Annotated in this window: 18 protein-coding genes; 5 read left to right on the forward strand and 13 right to left on the reverse strand. The window is 58.6% G+C overall.

Annotated elements, in window-relative coordinates; translation table 11 throughout:
- Positions 1–3: 3 nt before the first annotated feature.
- The 4 genes from lspA to murJ all read right to left on the reverse strand — a co-directional run bounded on the left by lspA (position 4) and on the right by murJ (position 5,959).
- Positions 4–516: a signal peptidase II gene (gene lspA, locus ACA058_RS26785; RefSeq protein WP_090179761.1), complete on the reverse strand. Its 513-nt coding sequence runs from the start codon at positions 514–516 to the stop codon at positions 4–6.
- The gene (gene ileS, locus ACA058_RS26790; protein WP_497636637.1) at positions 509–3,340 is read right to left on the reverse strand and encodes an isoleucine--tRNA ligase; all 2,832 of its coding nucleotides are present in this window, start codon (positions 3,338–3,340) and stop codon (positions 509–511) included. The genes lspA and ileS overlap by 8 nt, the downstream gene beginning before the upstream one ends.
- Complete coding sequence (gene ribF / locus ACA058_RS26795) at positions 3,341–4,291, reverse strand: bifunctional riboflavin kinase/FAD synthetase (RefSeq protein ID WP_034148228.1); 951 nt, start codon at positions 4,289–4,291, stop codon at positions 3,341–3,343.
- Positions 4,292–4,420: 129 nt separating this feature from the next.
- Entirely contained in the window at positions 4,421–5,959 is a 1,539-nt protein-coding gene (gene murJ / locus ACA058_RS26800) for a murein biosynthesis integral membrane protein MurJ (protein WP_497636638.1), read from the reverse strand.
- A 252-nt stretch (positions 5,960–6,211) separates the two neighbouring features.
- On the opposite strand from murJ, the gene rpsT reads away from it, so the two are divergent.
- Positions 6,212–6,490 carry a 30S ribosomal protein S20 gene (rpsT, locus tag ACA058_RS26805; RefSeq protein WP_020798646.1) on the forward strand — a complete coding sequence of 93 codons (279 nt, stop codon included), beginning with the start codon at positions 6,212–6,214 and terminating at the stop codon, positions 6,488–6,490.
- A 209-nt stretch (positions 6,491–6,699) separates the two neighbouring features.
- Here the strand turns inward: rpsT and ACA058_RS26810 are convergent, their stop codons facing one another.
- The 5 genes from ACA058_RS26810 to rplU form a co-directional block, all read right to left on the reverse strand.
- The gene (locus ACA058_RS26810) at positions 6,700–7,164 is read right to left on the reverse strand and encodes a CreA family protein (protein ID WP_497636639.1); all 465 of its coding nucleotides are present in this window, start codon (positions 7,162–7,164) and stop codon (positions 6,700–6,702) included.
- A gap of 11 nt (positions 7,165–7,175) precedes the next feature.
- Positions 7,176–8,294, reverse strand: coding sequence for a glutamate 5-kinase (proB, locus tag ACA058_RS26815; protein WP_497640011.1), 1,119 nt, complete (start codon positions 8,292–8,294; stop codon positions 7,176–7,178).
- 137 nt (positions 8,295–8,431) lie between these two features.
- Positions 8,432–9,655 carry an Obg family GTPase CgtA gene (gene cgtA / locus ACA058_RS26820; RefSeq protein ID WP_497636640.1) on the reverse strand — a complete coding sequence of 408 codons (1,224 nt, stop codon included), beginning with the start codon at positions 9,653–9,655 and terminating at the stop codon, positions 8,432–8,434.
- Between the two features lie 193 nt (positions 9,656–9,848).
- Entirely contained in the window at positions 9,849–10,106 is a 258-nt protein-coding gene (rpmA, locus tag ACA058_RS26825) for a 50S ribosomal protein L27 (protein WP_003176049.1), read from the reverse strand.
- A 34-nt stretch (positions 10,107–10,140) separates the two neighbouring features.
- Complete coding sequence (gene rplU, locus ACA058_RS26830) at positions 10,141–10,455, reverse strand: 50S ribosomal protein L21 (RefSeq protein ID WP_003176051.1); 315 nt, start codon at positions 10,453–10,455, stop codon at positions 10,141–10,143.
- 239 nt (positions 10,456–10,694) lie between these two features.
- On the opposite strand from rplU, the gene ACA058_RS26835 reads away from it, so the two are divergent.
- From ACA058_RS26835 to ACA058_RS26845, 3 genes are all read left to right on the forward strand, one after another.
- Positions 10,695–11,663, forward strand: a complete 969-nt coding sequence (locus ACA058_RS26835) for a polyprenyl synthetase family protein (RefSeq protein WP_497636641.1) — start codon at positions 10,695–10,697, stop codon at positions 11,661–11,663.
- 181 nt (positions 11,664–11,844) lie between these two features.
- Positions 11,845–12,186: a zinc ribbon domain-containing protein YjdM gene (locus ACA058_RS26840; protein ID WP_020798653.1), complete on the forward strand. Its 342-nt coding sequence runs from the start codon at positions 11,845–11,847 to the stop codon at positions 12,184–12,186.
- A 208-nt stretch (positions 12,187–12,394) separates the two neighbouring features.
- A complete protein-coding gene (locus tag ACA058_RS26845) occupies positions 12,395–12,652 on the forward strand; it encodes a PA4570 family protein (protein ID WP_497636642.1) in 258 nt (85 codons plus the stop codon).
- Positions 12,653–12,780: 128 nt separating this feature from the next.
- Here ACA058_RS26845 and bamJ read toward each other — a convergent pair whose 3' ends face one another.
- The 3 genes from bamJ to ACA058_RS26860 all read right to left on the reverse strand — a co-directional run bounded on the left by bamJ (position 12,781) and on the right by ACA058_RS26860 (position 14,434).
- Positions 12,781–13,398 carry a BamJ family beta-barrel-assembly machinery protein gene (gene bamJ, locus ACA058_RS26850; protein ID WP_497636643.1) on the reverse strand — a complete coding sequence of 206 codons (618 nt, stop codon included), beginning with the start codon at positions 13,396–13,398 and terminating at the stop codon, positions 12,781–12,783.
- A gap of 121 nt (positions 13,399–13,519) precedes the next feature.
- A complete protein-coding gene (locus ACA058_RS26855; protein WP_046815724.1) occupies positions 13,520–13,810 on the reverse strand; it encodes a DUF6482 family protein in 291 nt (96 codons plus the stop codon).
- A gap of 135 nt (positions 13,811–13,945) precedes the next feature.
- Entirely contained in the window at positions 13,946–14,434 is a 489-nt protein-coding gene (locus ACA058_RS26860; protein WP_497636644.1) for a TIGR00645 family protein, read from the reverse strand.
- Positions 14,435–14,592: 158 nt separating this feature from the next.
- Between ACA058_RS26860 and ACA058_RS26865 the strand changes: the two genes are divergently transcribed.
- Positions 14,593–16,422 (forward strand): hypothetical protein, encoded by a 1,830-nt coding sequence (locus tag ACA058_RS26865; RefSeq protein WP_497636645.1) that lies wholly within the window; start codon positions 14,593–14,595, stop codon positions 16,420–16,422.
- A 5-nt stretch (positions 16,423–16,427) separates the two neighbouring features.
- Here ACA058_RS26865 and ACA058_RS26870 read toward each other — a convergent pair whose 3' ends face one another.
- Entirely contained in the window at positions 16,428–16,769 is a 342-nt protein-coding gene (locus tag ACA058_RS26870) for a PA4575 family protein (RefSeq protein ID WP_497636646.1), read from the reverse strand.
- Positions 16,770–17,028: the final 259 nt, after the last annotated feature.

Raw genomic sequence — 17,028 nt, forward strand, 5'->3', positions numbered from 1 at the left:
TGTTCAGTCATGAACGGCTTCTCCGGTCTTTTTACTTTTGAACATATCCAGTGCCAGCATCACGGCACCGACAGTAATTGCACTGTCGGCAAAGTTGAATGCCGGGAAATACCAGCGGTTCTGCCAATGCACCAGGATGAAATCGATCACATGGCCCAAGGCTATGCGGTCATACAGATTGCCCAGCGCGCCACCCAACACCAGCGCCAAAGCGATGGCCAGCCAGGTTTCGTTACGTCCCAGGCGTTTGAGCCAGACCACCAGCACAGCACTGACCACCACGGCGATCAGGGCAAACAGCCAGCGCTGCCAGCCGGAGCTGTCGGCCAGGAAACTGAACGCCGCGCCGGTGTTGTAGGCCAGGGTCCAGCTGAACAAATCGGGGATCACCACGATTTGCTGATACATCTCAAGCTTGCCTTCGAAGTAAAACTTGCTGGCCTGGTCGATGACCAGGACCAGCAAGCTCAACCAGAGCCAGCTCAGCCGTCCGAAACGGCCAGCAGCGTTAGGCATAATGACGAACCTCGCCAGCGCCGCTGATGTTGTCGACGCAACGACCGCAGATTTCCGGATGCTCCGGGTTCACACCGACGTCTTCACGGCAGTGCCAGCAACGGGCGCATTTGGCGAAGGCCGACTTGACGATTTTCAGCTTCAGGCCGCTGACTTCGGTGACTACCGCGTCTTCTGGCGCCTGAACAAAAGGCGCAACGCTGGCGGTGGAAGTGATCAGCACGAAGCGCAGCTCGTTGCTCAGCTTGGCCAGGTCAGCGGCCAGCGCGTCTTCAGCGAACAGCGTCACTTCGGCTTGCAGGTTGCCACCGACGGCCTTGGCCGCGCGCTGGATTTCCATTTCCTTGTTGACCGCGACCTTCACCGCCATGATCCGCTCCCAGTAGGCGCGATCCAGCTCGAAGCCTTCAGGCAGCTCGGTCAGGCCTTCGTACCAGGTGTTGAGCATCACCGACTCGTTGCGCTCGCCCGGCAGGTATTGCCACAGCTCGTCGGCGGTGAACGCCAGGATCGGGGCGATCCAGCGCACCAGCGCTTCTGAGATGTGGAACAGCGCGGTCTGGCACGAACGACGGGCCTTGCTGTCGGCACCCGTGGTGTACTGGCGGTCCTTGATGATGTCCAGATAGAAACCGCCCAGCTCCTGCACGCAGAAGTTGTGGATCTTGGAGTAGACGTTCCAGAAGCGGTACTCGCCGTAGTTCTCTTGCAGTTCGCGTTGCAGCAGCAAGGTGCGATCCACCGCCCAACGGTCCAGCGCGAGCATTTCTTCGGCCGGCAGGATGTCGGTGGCCGGATTGAAACCGGTCAGGTTGGAAAGCAGGAAGCGCGCGGTGTTACGGATCCGCCGGTAAGCGTCCGCACTGCGTTGCAGGATCTGCTCGGACACGGCGATTTCGCCGGAGTAGTCGGTCGAAGCAACCCACAGACGCATGATGTCGGCGCCCAGGGTGTCGTTGACTTTCTGCGGTGCAATGACGTTGCCCAGGGATTTGGACATCTTGCGGCCGGACTCATCGACGGTGAAGCCGTGGGTCAGCAACTCGCGGTACGGCGCGTGGTTGTCGATGGCGCAACCGGTCAGCAGCGACGAGTGGAACCAGCCACGGTGTTGGTCCGAACCTTCCAGGTACAGGTCGGCACGCGGACCAGTTTCGTGGCCCATCGAGTGCGAACCGCGCAGCACGTGCCAGTGAGTGGTACCCGAATCGAACCAGACATCGAGAGTGTCGCTGATCTTGTCGTACAGCGGCGCTTCATCGCCCAGCAGCTCGGCAGCGTCCATCTTGAACCAGGCTTCGATGCCTTCGATTTCAACGCGCTTGGCAACGATTTCCATCAGTTCGACGGTGCGTGGGTGCAGCTCGCCGCTTTCCTTGTTCAGGAAAAACGGGATCGGCACGCCCCAGTTACGCTGACGCGAGATGCACCAGTCCGGACGGTTGGCGATCATCGAATGCAAACGCGCCTGGCCCCAGGCCGGAACGAACCTGGTTTCTTCGATGGCTTTGAGCGAGCGCACACGCAGGGTGTCGCCGCTGACTGGCTCTTTGTCCATGCCGATGAACCACTGCGCGGTGGCGCGGTAGATCAGCGGGGTCTTGTGGCGCCAGCAGTGCATGTAGCTGTGTTCGATGATGGTGGTGTGCAGCAGCGCGCCGACTTCAGTCAGCTTGTCGACGATGACCGGGTTGGCCTTCCAGATGAACTGGCCGCCGAAGAACTCCAGCGCCGGCACGTAAACGCCGTTGCTCTGCACTGGATTGAGGATGTCGTCGTTGACCATGCCGTACTTTTTGCAGGTCACGAAGTCGTCCACACCGTAGGCCGGGGCGGAGTGAACCACACCGGTGCCAGCGCCCAGTTCCACGTAGTCAGCCAGGTATACCGGCGACAGGCGGTCATAGAACGGGTGACGGAAGTTGATCAGTTCCAGCTCTTTACCGGTGGTGGTCGCAACGACCGAACCTTCCAGGTTGTAACGAGCCAGGCACGCCTCGACCAGCTCTTCAGCCAGTACCAGCAGCTTGTCGCCGACATCAACCAGCGCGTAGTTGAATTCCGGATGGACGTTCAGCGCCTGGTTGGCCGGGATGGTCCACGGGGTGGTGGTCCAGATCACGATCGAAGCAGGTTTGGCCAGCGATGGCAGACCGAAAGCGGCAGCCAGCTTGGCTTCATCGGCAATCGGGAACGCCACGTCGATGGTCGAGGACTTCTTGTTCTCGTACTCGACTTCCGCTTCAGCCAAGGCCGAACCGCAGTCGAAGCACCAGTTCACGGGCTTGAGGCCCTTGAACACGAAACCGCCCTTGACGATTTCGGCCAGGGCGCGGATTTCACCGGCCTCGTTCTTGAAGTCCATGGTCTTGTACGGGTTGGCGAAGTCGCCCAATACGCCCAGACGGATGAATTCGGATTTCTGCCCTTCGATCTGCTCGGTGGCGTAGGCCCGGCACAGTTCGCGGGTCTTGTCCGCGCCCAGGTTCTTGCCGTGGGTCACTTCGACCTTGTGCTCGATCGGCAGGCCGTGGCAGTCCCAGCCCGGAACATAGGGCGCATCGAAGCCCGACAGGGTCTTCGAACGGATGATCATGTCCTTGAGAATCTTGTTCAGTGCGTGACCGATGTGAATCGTGCCGTTGGCGTATGGAGGACCGTCGTGCAGGACGAACTTCGGACGATCCTTGCCAATCTCGCGCAACTTACCGTACAGGCCAATGCTGTCCCAGCGCTGCAGAATCTGCGGTTCGCGCTGAGGCAGGCCGGCCTTCATTGGGAAGGCGGTGTCCGGAAGGTTTAGCGTGGCTTTATAGTCGGTCATTTAAGGCTCTTCATTAGCGATTGGCGCTAGGTGCGACAGGGCACGGGCGGCGGCGACATCCGCATTGATCGCCGTCTTAAGCGCCTCCAGAGAGGCGAAACGCTGCTCTTCACGCAGCTTTTGGTGGAAAACCACCGTCATACGCCGGTCATACAGATCGCCGGCAAAATCTAAAAGATGTACTTCGAGGTGGGCTTTGCCATCTCCCTGGACCGTGGGTCGAACGCCGATATTGGCGACGCCTGGCCAGGTCTTGCCGTCCAGGTCGACGCTGACCAGGTAAACCCCGGTCAGCGGCACGCGACGACGCTTGAGTTGAATGTTGGCGGTGGGCGTACCCAACTGCCGCGCCAGCTTCTGGCCGTGCAACACGCGACCGGCGATCCGGTACGGGCGACCCAGCAGACGCTCTGCGAGGGCAAAGTCAGCGGCGGCCAGCGCATTACGCACCTGGGTGCTGCTGACGCGAATGCCATCGAGCTCGACGGTTTGCGCCGCTTCGACGGTAAAGCCCTGCATGACGCCGGCCTGTTGCAGGAAATCGAAATCCCCTACCCGGTCACAGCCGAAACGGAAGTCGTCGCCGACTTCAAGGTGCTGCACGCCGAGGCCGTCCACCAGGATGGTATCGACGAATTCACTGGCACTGAGCTTGCTCAGACGCTGGTTGAAGGCCAGGCACAGGACCCGGTCGACCCCTTCGGCAGCCAACAGCTGCAGTTTGTCACGCAGCCGGGCCAGACGGGCCGGCGCCGTGTCCGGGGCGAAAAATTCCCGTGGTTGCGGCTCGAAAATCACCACGCAGCTGGGCACGCCCAACTCCAATGCACGCTCGCGCAGCCGCGCCAGGATAGCCTGGTGGCCACGGTGTACACCGTCAAAGTTGCCAATAGTGGCGACACAGCCCCGATGCTGGGGGCGCAGATTGTGGAGGCCTCGAACCAGCTGCATAACGCGCTTCTTGCTCATAAAGTGGTCGATTATAACCACACCCGGCGGCCGACGACAGGCAACACCGTATCCCAAAGTAATCGAGCCGACAAAAACGCCGACTCGCCCATGCTTATCCAGGCCCTGACCTTAGCCTAGCGTCCTGCGATTGAAGTCGCGCAACCTGAAGCCCATCAACACTAACATGCCGAAATACGCCACCACACCGGCGATCACCAAAGCGCCCAGGCGCAGGAAACGCTCAAGCATCTGCCCATCGCCCCAGGCGGGCATGAAATGCATCCCGGCCAGCAATACAGCGGACATCACCGTCACCGCGATCACCAGCTTGAAGCCGAACTTCGCCCAGCCCGGTTGCGGCTGGTACATCTGCTGTTTGCGCAGTTGATAGAAGAGCAGCCCGGCATTGAGACAGGCACCGGCACTGATGGCGAGCGCGAGGCCGGCATGGGCCAGCGGGCCGATCAACAGCAGGTTGAACAACTGGGTGACCACGAGGGTGAAAATCGCGATTTTTACCGGCGTGCGGATGTTTTGTTGCGCATAAAAGCCCGGCGCCAGCACTTTGATCACGATAATCCCGAGCAAACCGACCGAATAGGCAATCAGTGCGCGCTGGGTCATGGCCGCGTCATGGGCATCGAACTGACCGTACTGGAACAGTGAAACCGTCAGCGGCTCGGCCAGAATTCCCAACGCCAGGGCACAAGGCAATACCAGCACGAAACACAAGCGCAGGCCCCAATCGAGGATTCGCGAATATTCCTGGCGATCCTGGCTGGCGTAGGTCTTGGCCAGGGTCGGCAGCAAAATCGTGCCCAACGCCACGCCCAGCACACCCGACGGCAACTCCATCAGGCGATCGGCGTAGTACATCCAGGACACCGAGCCGGCAACCAGGAAGGAGGCAAAGATGGTGTTGATGATCAGCGAGATCTGGCTCACCGACACCCCGAGAATCGCCGGCAACATCTGCTTCATCACCCGCCAGACGCCGCTGTCGCGCAGATTCAGGCGCGGCAGGACCAGCATGCCGATCTTTTTCAGGTGTGGCAGCTGGTAAAGCAACTGCGCCAGACCGCCCGCCAGCACCGCCCAGCCCAGCGCCATCACCGGGGGATCGAAATACGGCGTCAGGAACAGTGCAAAGATAATCATGCTGACGTTAAGCAGGGTCGGCACAAAGGCCGGCACCGAAAAACGGTTCCAGGTATTGAGGATTGCGCCGGCCAATGAGGACAGGGAAATCAGCAGGATGTAAGGAAAGGTCACCCGCAGCAGACTCGTGGTCAGCTCGAACTTCTCCGGCGTATCGATGAAACCCGGGGCGGTCACCCAGATGACCCACGGTGCGGCAATCATGCCCAACGCCGTGACGAGCGCCAGCACCAGCGTCAGCAGGCCAGAAACATAGGCAATGAAGGTTCGCGTCGCCTCATCGCCTTTCTGATTTTTATATTCGGCAAGAATCGGTACGAATGCCTGGGAAAACGCCCCTTCGGCAAAAATCCGCCGCAACAGATTGGGCAGTTTAAAGGCGATGAAGAAGGCGTCGGTCGCCATTCCCGCGCCGAATGCACGTGCAATAAGAGTGTCACGAACAAACCCCAAAACCCGGGAAAGCATCGTGATAGAGCTGACGGCGGCCAACGATTTGAGCAGATTCATTGAAAGAGTTTGTGCCTGTCGATAAACAGCAGGCGAACTACGCGCCTACTTATGCGATACTCCGCGCCGCAACAGCACAGAGCCAAAGCTCGCGAGTTTACAGGTCGCACGCTGGAAAGAAATATCCAGAGGTGTAGCACCTACCACTTAGCGGAACGTCTCAACCGCCCTTGACAAGACCTCAACTCATCGGCATGATTCGCGGCCTATTTTGTTTGCTATTTCCTAAAAAGTCTTTCGAGGAGCTCGACGGTGGCCAACTCACCTTCCGCCAAAAAACGTGCAAAACAGGCTGAGAAGCGTCGCAGCCACAACGCCAGCCTGCGTTCCATGGTTCGTACCTACATCAAGAATGTAGTTAAGGCCATCGACGCAAAAGACGCTGAAAAAGCTCAAGCTGCTTACGTTCTGGCTGTGCCAGTTATCGACCGTATGGCCGATAAAGGCATCATCCACAAGAACAAGGCTGCTCGCCATAAGAGCCGCCTGAATGGCCACGTAAAGGCCCTGAACGTTGCCGCTGCTGCCTAAGCGACACGCTCATTAAAAAACCGACCTCAGGGTCGGTTTTTTATTGCCTGTGATTTAACAATCACCGCATAAATCCCTGTAGGAGCGAGCATGCTCGCGATGGTCGTCAACGATAACGCGTGAAACCAGGCACCCCGCGGTGCTCTCGGTTTTTTCGCGAGCATTCGAGCGTCGACCGGCTGCTCCTACAGAGTTCGATTTGCGTCAGATTATTGGGCGTTCGCCCATGGCAAAATCGGAATCGCGGTGACGGCATTCTGCGGACTGCCTTCAATCACACGATCGCTGTAGACCAGATACACCAGCGTATTGCGCTTCTTGTCGAGGAACCGCACCACCTGCATGGTCTTGAACACCAGGGAAGTACGCTCCTTGAACACCTCATCACCATCCTTGAGCTCACCCTTGAAGCTGATGGGCCCGACCTGGCGACAGGCGATGGACGCCTCCGCGCGATCCTCGGCCAATCCAAGCCCACCCTTAACGCCACCGGTCTTGGCGCGCGACAGGTAGCACGTCACACCCTCGACCTTGGGATCATCAAAGGCCTCGACCACGATGCGATCATTCGGGCCGACAAACTTGAACACCGTCGACACCTGACCAATTTCCTCGGCCGACGCCAACAGCGGCATCGCTAACAGCAACCCTAACAATCCTTTTACCACGCGCATCAGGTATTCCTTCAGACCAGAATCAGGTTATCGCGATGAACCAGTTCCGGTTCCGCCATATAACCCAAGAGACCGACAATCGCTTCAGACGACTGGCCGATGATTTTTTGTGCTTCCAGCGCACTGTAGTTGGCCAGCCCACGGGCAATTTCACGACCGTCAGGTGCCACGCACACCACCATTTCGCCGCGACGGAAACTACCCTGGACCAATTTCACCCCAACCGGCAGCAGGCTCTTGTTGCCTTGGGACAACGCCGTCACCGCACCCGCATCCAGCACCAGGGTGCCACGGGTTTGCAGATGTCCGGCCAGCCACTGCTTGCGCGCCGCCAACATGCCGCGCTCAGGTGAGAGCAAGGTGCCGATGCGCTCACCTGCCTTGAGGCGATCCAGCACGCGCTCCAGACGACCACCGACGATGATCGTATGCGCACCGGACCGCGCTGCAAGACGCGCAGCGCGCAACTTGGTCTGCATGCCACCGCGCCCCAGCGCACCGCCGGTACCGCCTGCCACCGCGTCGAGCGCCGGATCATCGGCGCGCGCCTCGTAGATCAGTTGGGCATCAGGATTGTTGCGCGGATCGGCGTCAAACATGCCATCGCGGTCTGTCAGGATCACCAGCAGGTCAGCCTCGACCAGGTTGGCCACCAGCGCCGCCAGGGTATCGTTGTCGCCGAAACGGATTTCGTCGGTGACCACGGTGTCGTTCTCGTTGATCACCGGGATAACCTTCAGCTCGACCAGCGCGCGCAAGGTGCTGCGGGCGTTCAGGTAGCGCTTGCGGTCGGACAGGTCATCGTGAGTCAGGAGAATCTGCGCAGTGTGCCGGCCATGCTCGGCAAAACTCGACTCCCAGGCCTGCACCAAGCCCATCTGGCCGATTGCAGCAGCGGCCTGGAGCTCGTGCATCGCACTGGGTCGAGTGGTCCAGCCCAGACGGCTCATGCCGGCCGCCACCGCCCCGGAGGACACCAGCACCAGCTCGACACCCGCCTCATGCAAGGCCACCATCTGTTCAACCCAGACACCCATTGCCGCGCGATCCAGGCCCTTGCCGTCCGCCGTCAGCAAAGCGCTGCCGATCTTCACGACCCAACGCTGCGCACCTGTCACCTTGCTCCGCATCATCTTCAACCTTAGCTTGAGGGCAGCGCGACCTGGCACTGCCCGTGACGTTATTCGTGGTTATTCGTGACCAACGATCGATTTGCAGATACTAAAACGCCGCTCGATTGAGCGGCGCTTAAGTTTATCGCAACGAATCAGTCACGCACGTAAATGATTTCCGGACCGTCTTCGTCATCCACATCTTCTTCGTCCCAATCATCGTCGCCGATGTCGTGGACCGACTTCACGCCGCTACGACGCAGGGCACGCTGGTCATCCAGCGCCTGCAGCTGGGCACGGGCTTCGTCTTCGATGCGCTGATCGAGATCGGCCAGCTCTTCCTTGTAGGCCGGGTCGTTAGCCAGTCGATCGGCACGATCTTCCAGGTAACGCATGATGTCGTGGCACAACCGCTCGGTGTTCTGCTTGGCGATGGCCGAGATCACGTAGACCGGACCGGTCCATTCCAGGCGATCGACGATTTCCTTGACCCGCTCATCGTGCTCTTCTTCGAGGATCTGGTCGCACTTGTTGAGGATCAACCAACGATCACGCTCAGCCAGGGACGGGCTGAACTTGGTCAGCTCGTTGACGATGACTTCGGCAGCGTCTGGAGCACTGGTGTCATCCAGCGGCGCCATGTCGACGAGGTGCAGCAGCAGACGGGTACGCGACAAGTGCTTGAGGAAACGGATCCCCAGGCCAGCGCCGTCGGAAGCACCTTCGATCAGCCCCGGAATGTCCGCGACCACGAAGCTTTTCCAGCGATCGACACTGACCACGCCCAAGTTCGGCACCAGGGTGGTGAACGGGTAATCGGCGACTTTCGGCTTGGCGGCCGAGACCGAACGAATGAACGTACTTTTACCGGCGTTCGGCAAGCCCAGCAGCCCCACGTCAGCCAGGACTTTCATTTCCAGTTTTAGGTCGCGCTGCTCACCCGGCTTACCCGGAGTGGTCTGACGCGGCGCACGGTTGGTACTGGATTTGAAACGGGTGTTGCCCAGACCGTGCCAGCCGCCCTGCACAACCATCAACTTCTGACCAGCTTTGGTCAGGTCGCCGATGACTTCCTGGGTAGCGGAGTCGATCACGGTGGTGCCGACCGGAACGCGCAGCACCAGATCTTCACCTTTCTTGCCGGTGCAGTCGGTGCTGCCGCCGTTGGAGCCACGCTCGGCATCGAAGTGCCGGGTGTAACGGTAGTCGACCAGGGTGTTGAGGTTTTCGTCAGCCATCATGTAGATGGAACCGCCGTCACCGCCATCACCGCCGTTAGGGCCACCGTTTTCAATGAATTTTTCCCGGCGGAAACTCATGGCACCGTTGCCACCGTCGCCAGCTTTTACGCGAATCGATACTTCATCAACAAACTTCATAACCAACGCCTCTCGCCATACGGACGAGCCGAAAAACAATCAAGACATAAGACTCTTGCAAAAATGAGCGCAGCGACCCCAATCCACGACCTACATCGTACGCCGACAGCCCATACAAACAGTTTTGCAAGAGACTCACCCCACAAACGAAAAAGCCCCGTCGCGAGACAGGGCTTTTCCAGCGATCGCGCAATTAAGCGGCGACAACGCTCACGTAACGGCGGTTGAACGCGCCCTTTACTTCAAACTTGATCACGCCTTCGATTTTCGCGAAGAGGGTGTGATCTTTACCCATGCCAACACCGTAACCGGCGTGGAATTGGGTGCCGCGCTGACGCACGATGATGTTGCCCGGAATGATTTTCTGGCCGCCATACATCTTCACGCCAAGGCGTTTGGCTTCTGAGTCGCGACCGTTACGGGTACTACCACCAGCTTTTTTGTGTGCCATGAGTCAATTCTCCTAGTGAGGAATTAGGCTGAAATTAAGCCTGAATACCGGTGATTTTGATCTCGGTGTACCACTGGCGGTGGCCCATGCGCTTCATGTGGTGCTTACGACGACGGAACTTGATGATGCGGACTTTATCGTGACGACCTTGGGAGATCACTTCAGCCACAACGGTAGCGCCGGCAACAACTGGAGCGCCGATGTTCACGTCATCGCCATTGGCGACCAACAGAACGCGATCAAAGGTAACGGATTCGCCGGTAGCGATTTCCAGTTTTTCGATCTTCAGGTATTCACCTGGGGCGACCTTGTATTGCTTGCCACCAGTAACAATTACTGCGTACGACATGGTATTTCTCCGATAATCCTGCTCACCCAGCTCTTTATAAGAAGAGGTATTGGCTGGCATGGCTGCATGGGGCTGGAGGCCCGCTTGCAATTGCGTAAGGCAGGTGCTGCCCAGGAAGTTCAGGGTGCGCGATTGTACGCAAGGCACGAGCGCCGTGCAATAGGCCGTCCATCGCGCCTTGACACCTGCAGGCGTGGGTCCTAGCATGCCGCGCAACCCTTCTGGAGCAACTGTCGCTGATGCAACCCCAAGCTTTCTACCGCGCGGTGGCGGACGATTTTAGCGCCGTCGACGGCATCATCAAGAAGCAGCTGACTTCCCGAGTGCCGCTGGTATCGAAAATCGGCGATTACATTACCTCGGCTGGCGGTAAACGCCTGCGTCCATTATTAGTGCTGCTGTGTGGCAAGGCCCTCGGCCGTGAGGGCGACGACCTGCGCCTGCTGGCCGCCACCATCGAATTCCTGCACACCGCCACCTTGCTGCATGACGACGTGGTCGACATGTCCGGCATGCGCCGCGGCCGCTCGACTGCCAATGCCATGTGGGGCAATGCGCCGAGCGTGCTGGTAGGCGACTTCCTGTATTCGCGCTCCTTCGAAATGATGGTCGAGCTTGGCTCCATGCCGGTGATGAAGATCCTTTCGCAAGCCACGCGCATCATCGCTGAGGGCGAAGTGTTGCAGCTGTCGAAGGTCCGCGACGCCAGCACCACCGAAGAAACCTACATGGAAGTCATCCGCGGCAAGACCGCGATGCTCTTCGAAGCCTCGACCCACAGTGCGGCGGCCCTGGCCGGTGCGACGCCTGAGCAGTGCGAAGCGCTGCGCACCTTCGGCGACCATCTGGGCGTAGCCTTCCAACTGGTCGACGACCTGCTGGACTACAAAGGCGATGCCGAGACCCTGGGCAAGAATGTCGGTGACGACCTGGCCGAAGGCAAGCCGACCCTGCCGCTGATCTACACCATGCGCGAAGGCACGCCTGAGCAGGCCGCCCTGGTGCGCAAGGCGATCCAGAAAGGCGGCATCGAAGACCTGGAAAACATCCGCGAAGCCGTGGAAGCCTCGGGTTCGCTGGAGTACACCGCACAGCTGGCCCGCGACTACGTGACCCGTGCGATCAAGTGCCTCGATGCGCTGCCTGCCAGTGAATATCGCGATGCGTTGGTTGAATTGAGTGAGTTTGCGGTAGCCCGCACGCACTAAGCGCTTTTCTGTAGGAGCGAGCATGCTCGCGATGGACGTTAACGAAAACGCGGGCATTCAGATTTCCCGCGTCATCGTTAACGTCCATCGCGAGCGTGCTCGCTCCTACAGCGTTAGCCCCTCCCTGGAAAAACCCTATACAATGTGCGTTTTTTAGCGATCCTGAATCCAAGGAGCCTTAGTGAGCACGTTGCCACCCTGCCCGAAATGCAATTCCGAATATACCTACGAAGACGGCGCCCAGCTGATCTGCCCCGAGTGCGCCCACGAATGGTCCGCCAGCGGTGAAGCCGAAGCGGTGTCCGATGACGCGGTGAAGAAGGATTCGGTCGGCAATGTCCTGCAGGACGGCGACACCATCACCGTGATCAAGGACCTCAAGGTCAAGGGCACGTCGCTGGTGGTCAAGGTCGGCACCAAGGTCAAGAACATCCGCTTGTGCGATGGCGATCACGACATCGACTGCAAGATCGACGGCATCGGCCCGATGAAGCTCAAATCCGAATTCGTCAGAAAAGTCTGATTTTGCTGTACGCCATCCCGCGCCCTGACGTGGGGTGGTGCTTCGCCCTACCCCGCCTCGCCCAATGAATCCTCGCAATAGCCAAACGCCAGCCGTTTTGACCTTGCGCAATCTTTGCCCGGAAAAACCCCGGATCCGCCAATAGGCCCTTGCTATTTACTGAATAAGAATTATTCTCATTGGTCTCAATCAATGGAGATGAGAACCCATGACTTATTTGATCGATGCCTGGCTGGACCGCCCACACCCCTACCTCAGGATCCTGCATCGGGAAACCGGGGAAGTCTGTGCGGTGCTGGAAGAAGAAGCCTTGAACGAATTGCAGGATCAGGGTGACCTGGACGTCAATGGCTTGAGTTCCAGCGAGCCGGTGGTGCTCAAGGAAGTGGTGCGCAATCTGTTTCTGTTCTGCTATGCCCGGGCATTGCGCCCGACCAGTGAGCTGCATCACAAGATCGAAATATGAAAGCACAAAAAAAACTGTGGGAGCGAGCCTGCTCGCGAAGGCATCACCTCGATTTCACAGGAAAACCGAGTTGACTGCATCGCGAGCAGGCTCGCCCACATTAGCCCGATGTCATATCGGGCCGGATGTTACAGAACGTCAAGCAGCTCGACGTCGAACACCAGCACGCTGTGCGGCGGGATGCTGCCAACGCCTTGAGCGCCGTAAGCCAGTTCGCTCGGCACGTACAAACGCCATTTGCTGCCGGCATTCATCAGTTGCAGGGCTTCGGTCCAGCCAGCGATCACGCCGCCGACCGGGAATTCTGCAGGCTCGCCGCGCTCGTAGGAGCTGTCGAACACGGTGCCGTCGATCAAGGTGCCGTGGTAGTGGGTACGCACGGTGTCTTCACGGGATGGCTTGGCGCCTTCACCGGCGGACAGTACTTCGAACTGCAGGCCGGAAGCCAGGGTGGTGATGCCATCACGCTTGGCATTTTCAGCCAGGAAGGCCAGGCCTTCGCCAGCGGCCGCTTCAGCCTTGGCTGCAGCTTCGGCCTGCATGATTTCGCGAATCACCTTGAAGCTCGCGGACATTTCTTCCTGGCCAACACGGCTTGGCTGACCGGCAAACGCGTCGGTCAGGCCTGCCAGGATCGCGTCAAGGTTAACGCCCGGTGGCGGGTTGTCGCGCAGCTGGTCGCCCAGCTGACGGCCAATGCCGTAGCTGACGCGGGTTTCGTCGGTGGACAGATTTACTTCGGACATGACACTGCTCCGCTGTGCGGACGGCCCGGGAACTGGCCGTGCGTGCACAGCGCGTCCCGGAGCGCCCGGAACCAAAAGGGCCAGCAGACTAGCACAGTTGTCGTGGCGTTGATCAGAGGCGTCAGGCGATCGGCACCTTCAGGTTTTCTTCGAGATCGGCAACCAACCCGCACATTTCGTCATGAACCACGGTATGCACCAGGTTGAAGTGCAACTTGGGAAAGGAACGCAGCACATCACGGGCATGCTCCACGGAGCGCAGACTCATCGTTTGGCCATGCGCATCATTCAATGGATACGCCGCGCCATGCATCCGCGCCTCCAGCAGGTAGATACCTCCCTCCATCGAGATCAGGTTCAGCTCATCGACCTTCCCGGCGACGGCATAGGCATTCAACTCTTGCAGGTTCATGAACGCACCTCACGCAGTGACCAGCCAACACCTTTACAGGGATATGCCTCGGCGCCTCAAAGCACAAGCCATAAACGACGCCGCCCGTCTGTTTTGCAACAGACGGGCGGAGCGCAAGAACGGGACAGCCGTTGTTTAGTGCTTGGTCAATTTATCCAGGTAACCCATGGCAAATGCCGACACCACAAAGGTCATGTGGATGATGACATACCACTGCAAATGCTCGGGATCGACGTTCTTGGCGTCCATGAAGATGCGCAGCAGATGGATGGACGAAATCGCCACGATCGACGCGGCCACCTTCATTTTCAGCGACGACGAGTCCATGGTGCCCAACCAGTTGAGCTTCTCCTTGCTGTCGTCGATGTCCAGTTGAGAAACGAAGTTCTCATAGCCGGAAATCATCACCATCACCAGCAAACCGCCTACCAGCGCCATGTCAATGAGCGACAGCAGCACCAGGATCAGCTCCGATTCGGCCATCGAAAAGACGTTGGGGATGACGTGGAAGACTTCCTGGAAGAATTTCAGCGCCAGTGCCAACAGCCCAAGGGACAGACCGAAGTAGATCGGCGCCAGCAGCCAGCGCGAGGCGTACATTGTATTTTCGATAAAGCGTTCCATTGAATCTCACATGTGGACTGGAAATGGCCGCGAGTATAACAGCCGCCCGTTACAGCCAAAACCATCGAAAAATCCGCCACCTGCGCGTGTGTGTCCAATTTTTTCTGCTAGTGTCCAAGCCATTGACAGCAAAATGACATCGGACAGGAAGACTGGAAATGGATGGGCGATTGCCGTTAACGAGTGCCGGGATTTGCCTGGCTCTGCTGATCAGCGCCTGCTCGCCCAGCGACGAGAAGCGTCAGGTCAGCCTCGAGGAAAAGACTGCGCAGTTCGAGAAGTCCCTGGATGCCATCGAGGACCCGAAGCTCAAGGATGCGGTGGCCGAACTGGGCGGCTCGCTGTTGTTGCTCGAGCGCGCGCAACTCAAACTCGACAGCAAACCCGTGGAAACCGAGTACGGCGAAGACGCCCTCGCCGTGCTCAAACACTACCCAACGCCACAGGCCCTGGTCGACACCTACATCAACGGCCTGTTCGTCCTGCACAAAGACTCCAGCTCCGACTACCTGACGGACCTGCAACCGGTGTTTCCCTTCAACTTCAGCATCCCGGCGGCGTTTCTGTTCCCCCATGGCCTGCAATGGCAGTCGGTCACCCTGAGCAACAAACGGGTCATTCCCTTCCAGCCGGAATGGTCGGAAACCGACCCAGGCATTCAACTGAGCCCATCGAGCTCCAACGTGACCAACCCTGACGACCTGACCGTGACCTATCCGTTCATTGAAGGCCTGGACGTCGATATCAAGAACCAGCCACAACCGGTAAGCCTGCAAGGCAAGGTGGAAGTCATTGCACCGCGCCGGCTCTACAGCTTCGACCTGACGAAAAAGGACATCGGCCAGACCCGCACCAATGATAATTTGAGCGTCACCTTATTGAAACTTGCGGACAACTACGCCGAAATCGAGTTCAGCAACAGTGCACCGCTGGCCCCCGAGATCGCTGAAACACCGTTGAATCCGCTGATCGTCCAGGCCAGGGATGCCACCGGGCAGTTTCTGTCGCGCTCAGGCTCGATCAATGAGACCGCCGCGCAAATTGCCTTCTACCAGAAGCAGCTGACGAAGATGCAGCAACAGACGCACTGGAGCGAGTCGCTGGAAAAACAGCTCAATGAAGAGCAGCGAACCTTCGAGAAACAACAGAAACGCCACTACTCCAAGGTGTATTTCAACGGGACCATCGAAACCCTTGAAATCAGCCTGCTGGATTTCTCCAGCGTTACCCTGACCCGCAAGGATCTGGACCTGCCGGTACGCCGCTTCGACCGCCATACCACGGCGAAAACCATCCAGCCGCTGGACTTGCCGGTGGTGGTGTATGACGACAACGCCCCGGCCTGGCTCAAGGGCGCGACGTTGACAGAGGATCAGTTGAAAAAAGGTGTCAGGATCAATCAATCGGTCGAGGACCCCAGCGCTGCGCGCGTCGAGTTCACCCACCTGCGCAGCTTCAATGATGAACTGCTGGGTACCTCTTTCAACCCGGGCGATAGCCCGGTCAGCTTCTTCACCGAAGACAGTAACGGCAACCGCGATGAGCCGATCGAATTGCCAACAGAGGCATATGAGGTCGACCCCCTGCGCGGCACCATCACCTACGACCTGAACCTGTTTCCACAAACGCCGGCCTTTGTGGTCGGTTCCATCCCGCTGTTTCTGGCCACCGTCGACAAGCAGACCTTCGATGCCCATCGATTGCCCAAGGGGCTTGAACTCAAGGGCAATGCACTGGTGGTGGATTCGAAAGTGTTTCCCGATCAGGACTGGCGTTTTTTTGCCAAGGATGACAGCGGCAATTATCTGAAGGAAATTCTTGCGGTCAGCCATGACGCGAGCACAGAAGGCCCCGCGTTATTCGCCGTGCATTACTTCTACGGGCAACCCACGCGCCTGGAAACCTATCAACGAACTGACCTCGCCACCGTGCAATACGGTTTTGAGGTCAAGCTCGACAAGGCTGACATGTCCAGCCAGGCCCAATAGCGCTGTCAGTGTTCGGGCCGGAACTCGAAGCCACCCACGTTACGACAACGGCCACCGTTGATTTCCCGCAACTGGGCTTGCAGATGCAGGCACCAGATCTGCGGGTCATCGGCCAGTTCATAGCCGTGCAGGGTCAGGCTTTCAACGATGGTATCGAGGATGGATTCGGCCACAAAAGGACCATGAAACGGGCCTTGGGCTTTAATGGCTGAAGGTTGTTCACCGGCCATTCCGGCGGCGAAGAGCAAGGTCCACATCCCCGTATCGCCCGCCAGGGGGCGGATGGCGCATTCGATACGGGTCACAAGACCTAGACATTGACGAGTTAGGCAGAGGTTGCGCGGCATGGCGGCGACCCTCGGTAGATCCGGTATTCAGCCTTCACGGGAAGGCTGTCTCGATCCAGTGATACTGTCGATATCCTTGAGCAGAGAATAGAGGAAAAGTCTGACTAGCACGTCAAGTAAGACTAGAAGGCGCCGAATGGTCACTGTGTGAATATTGGCGCCAGAGTGATGGCACTTTTGAATTTCGATACCACCCAAAAACCTGTAGGAGCAAAGCTTGCTCGCGATAGCGGTCGCTCATTCATAATAATTTTTTGAA

The organism is Pseudomonas sp. LBUM1649 (genome assembly GCF_059716155.1).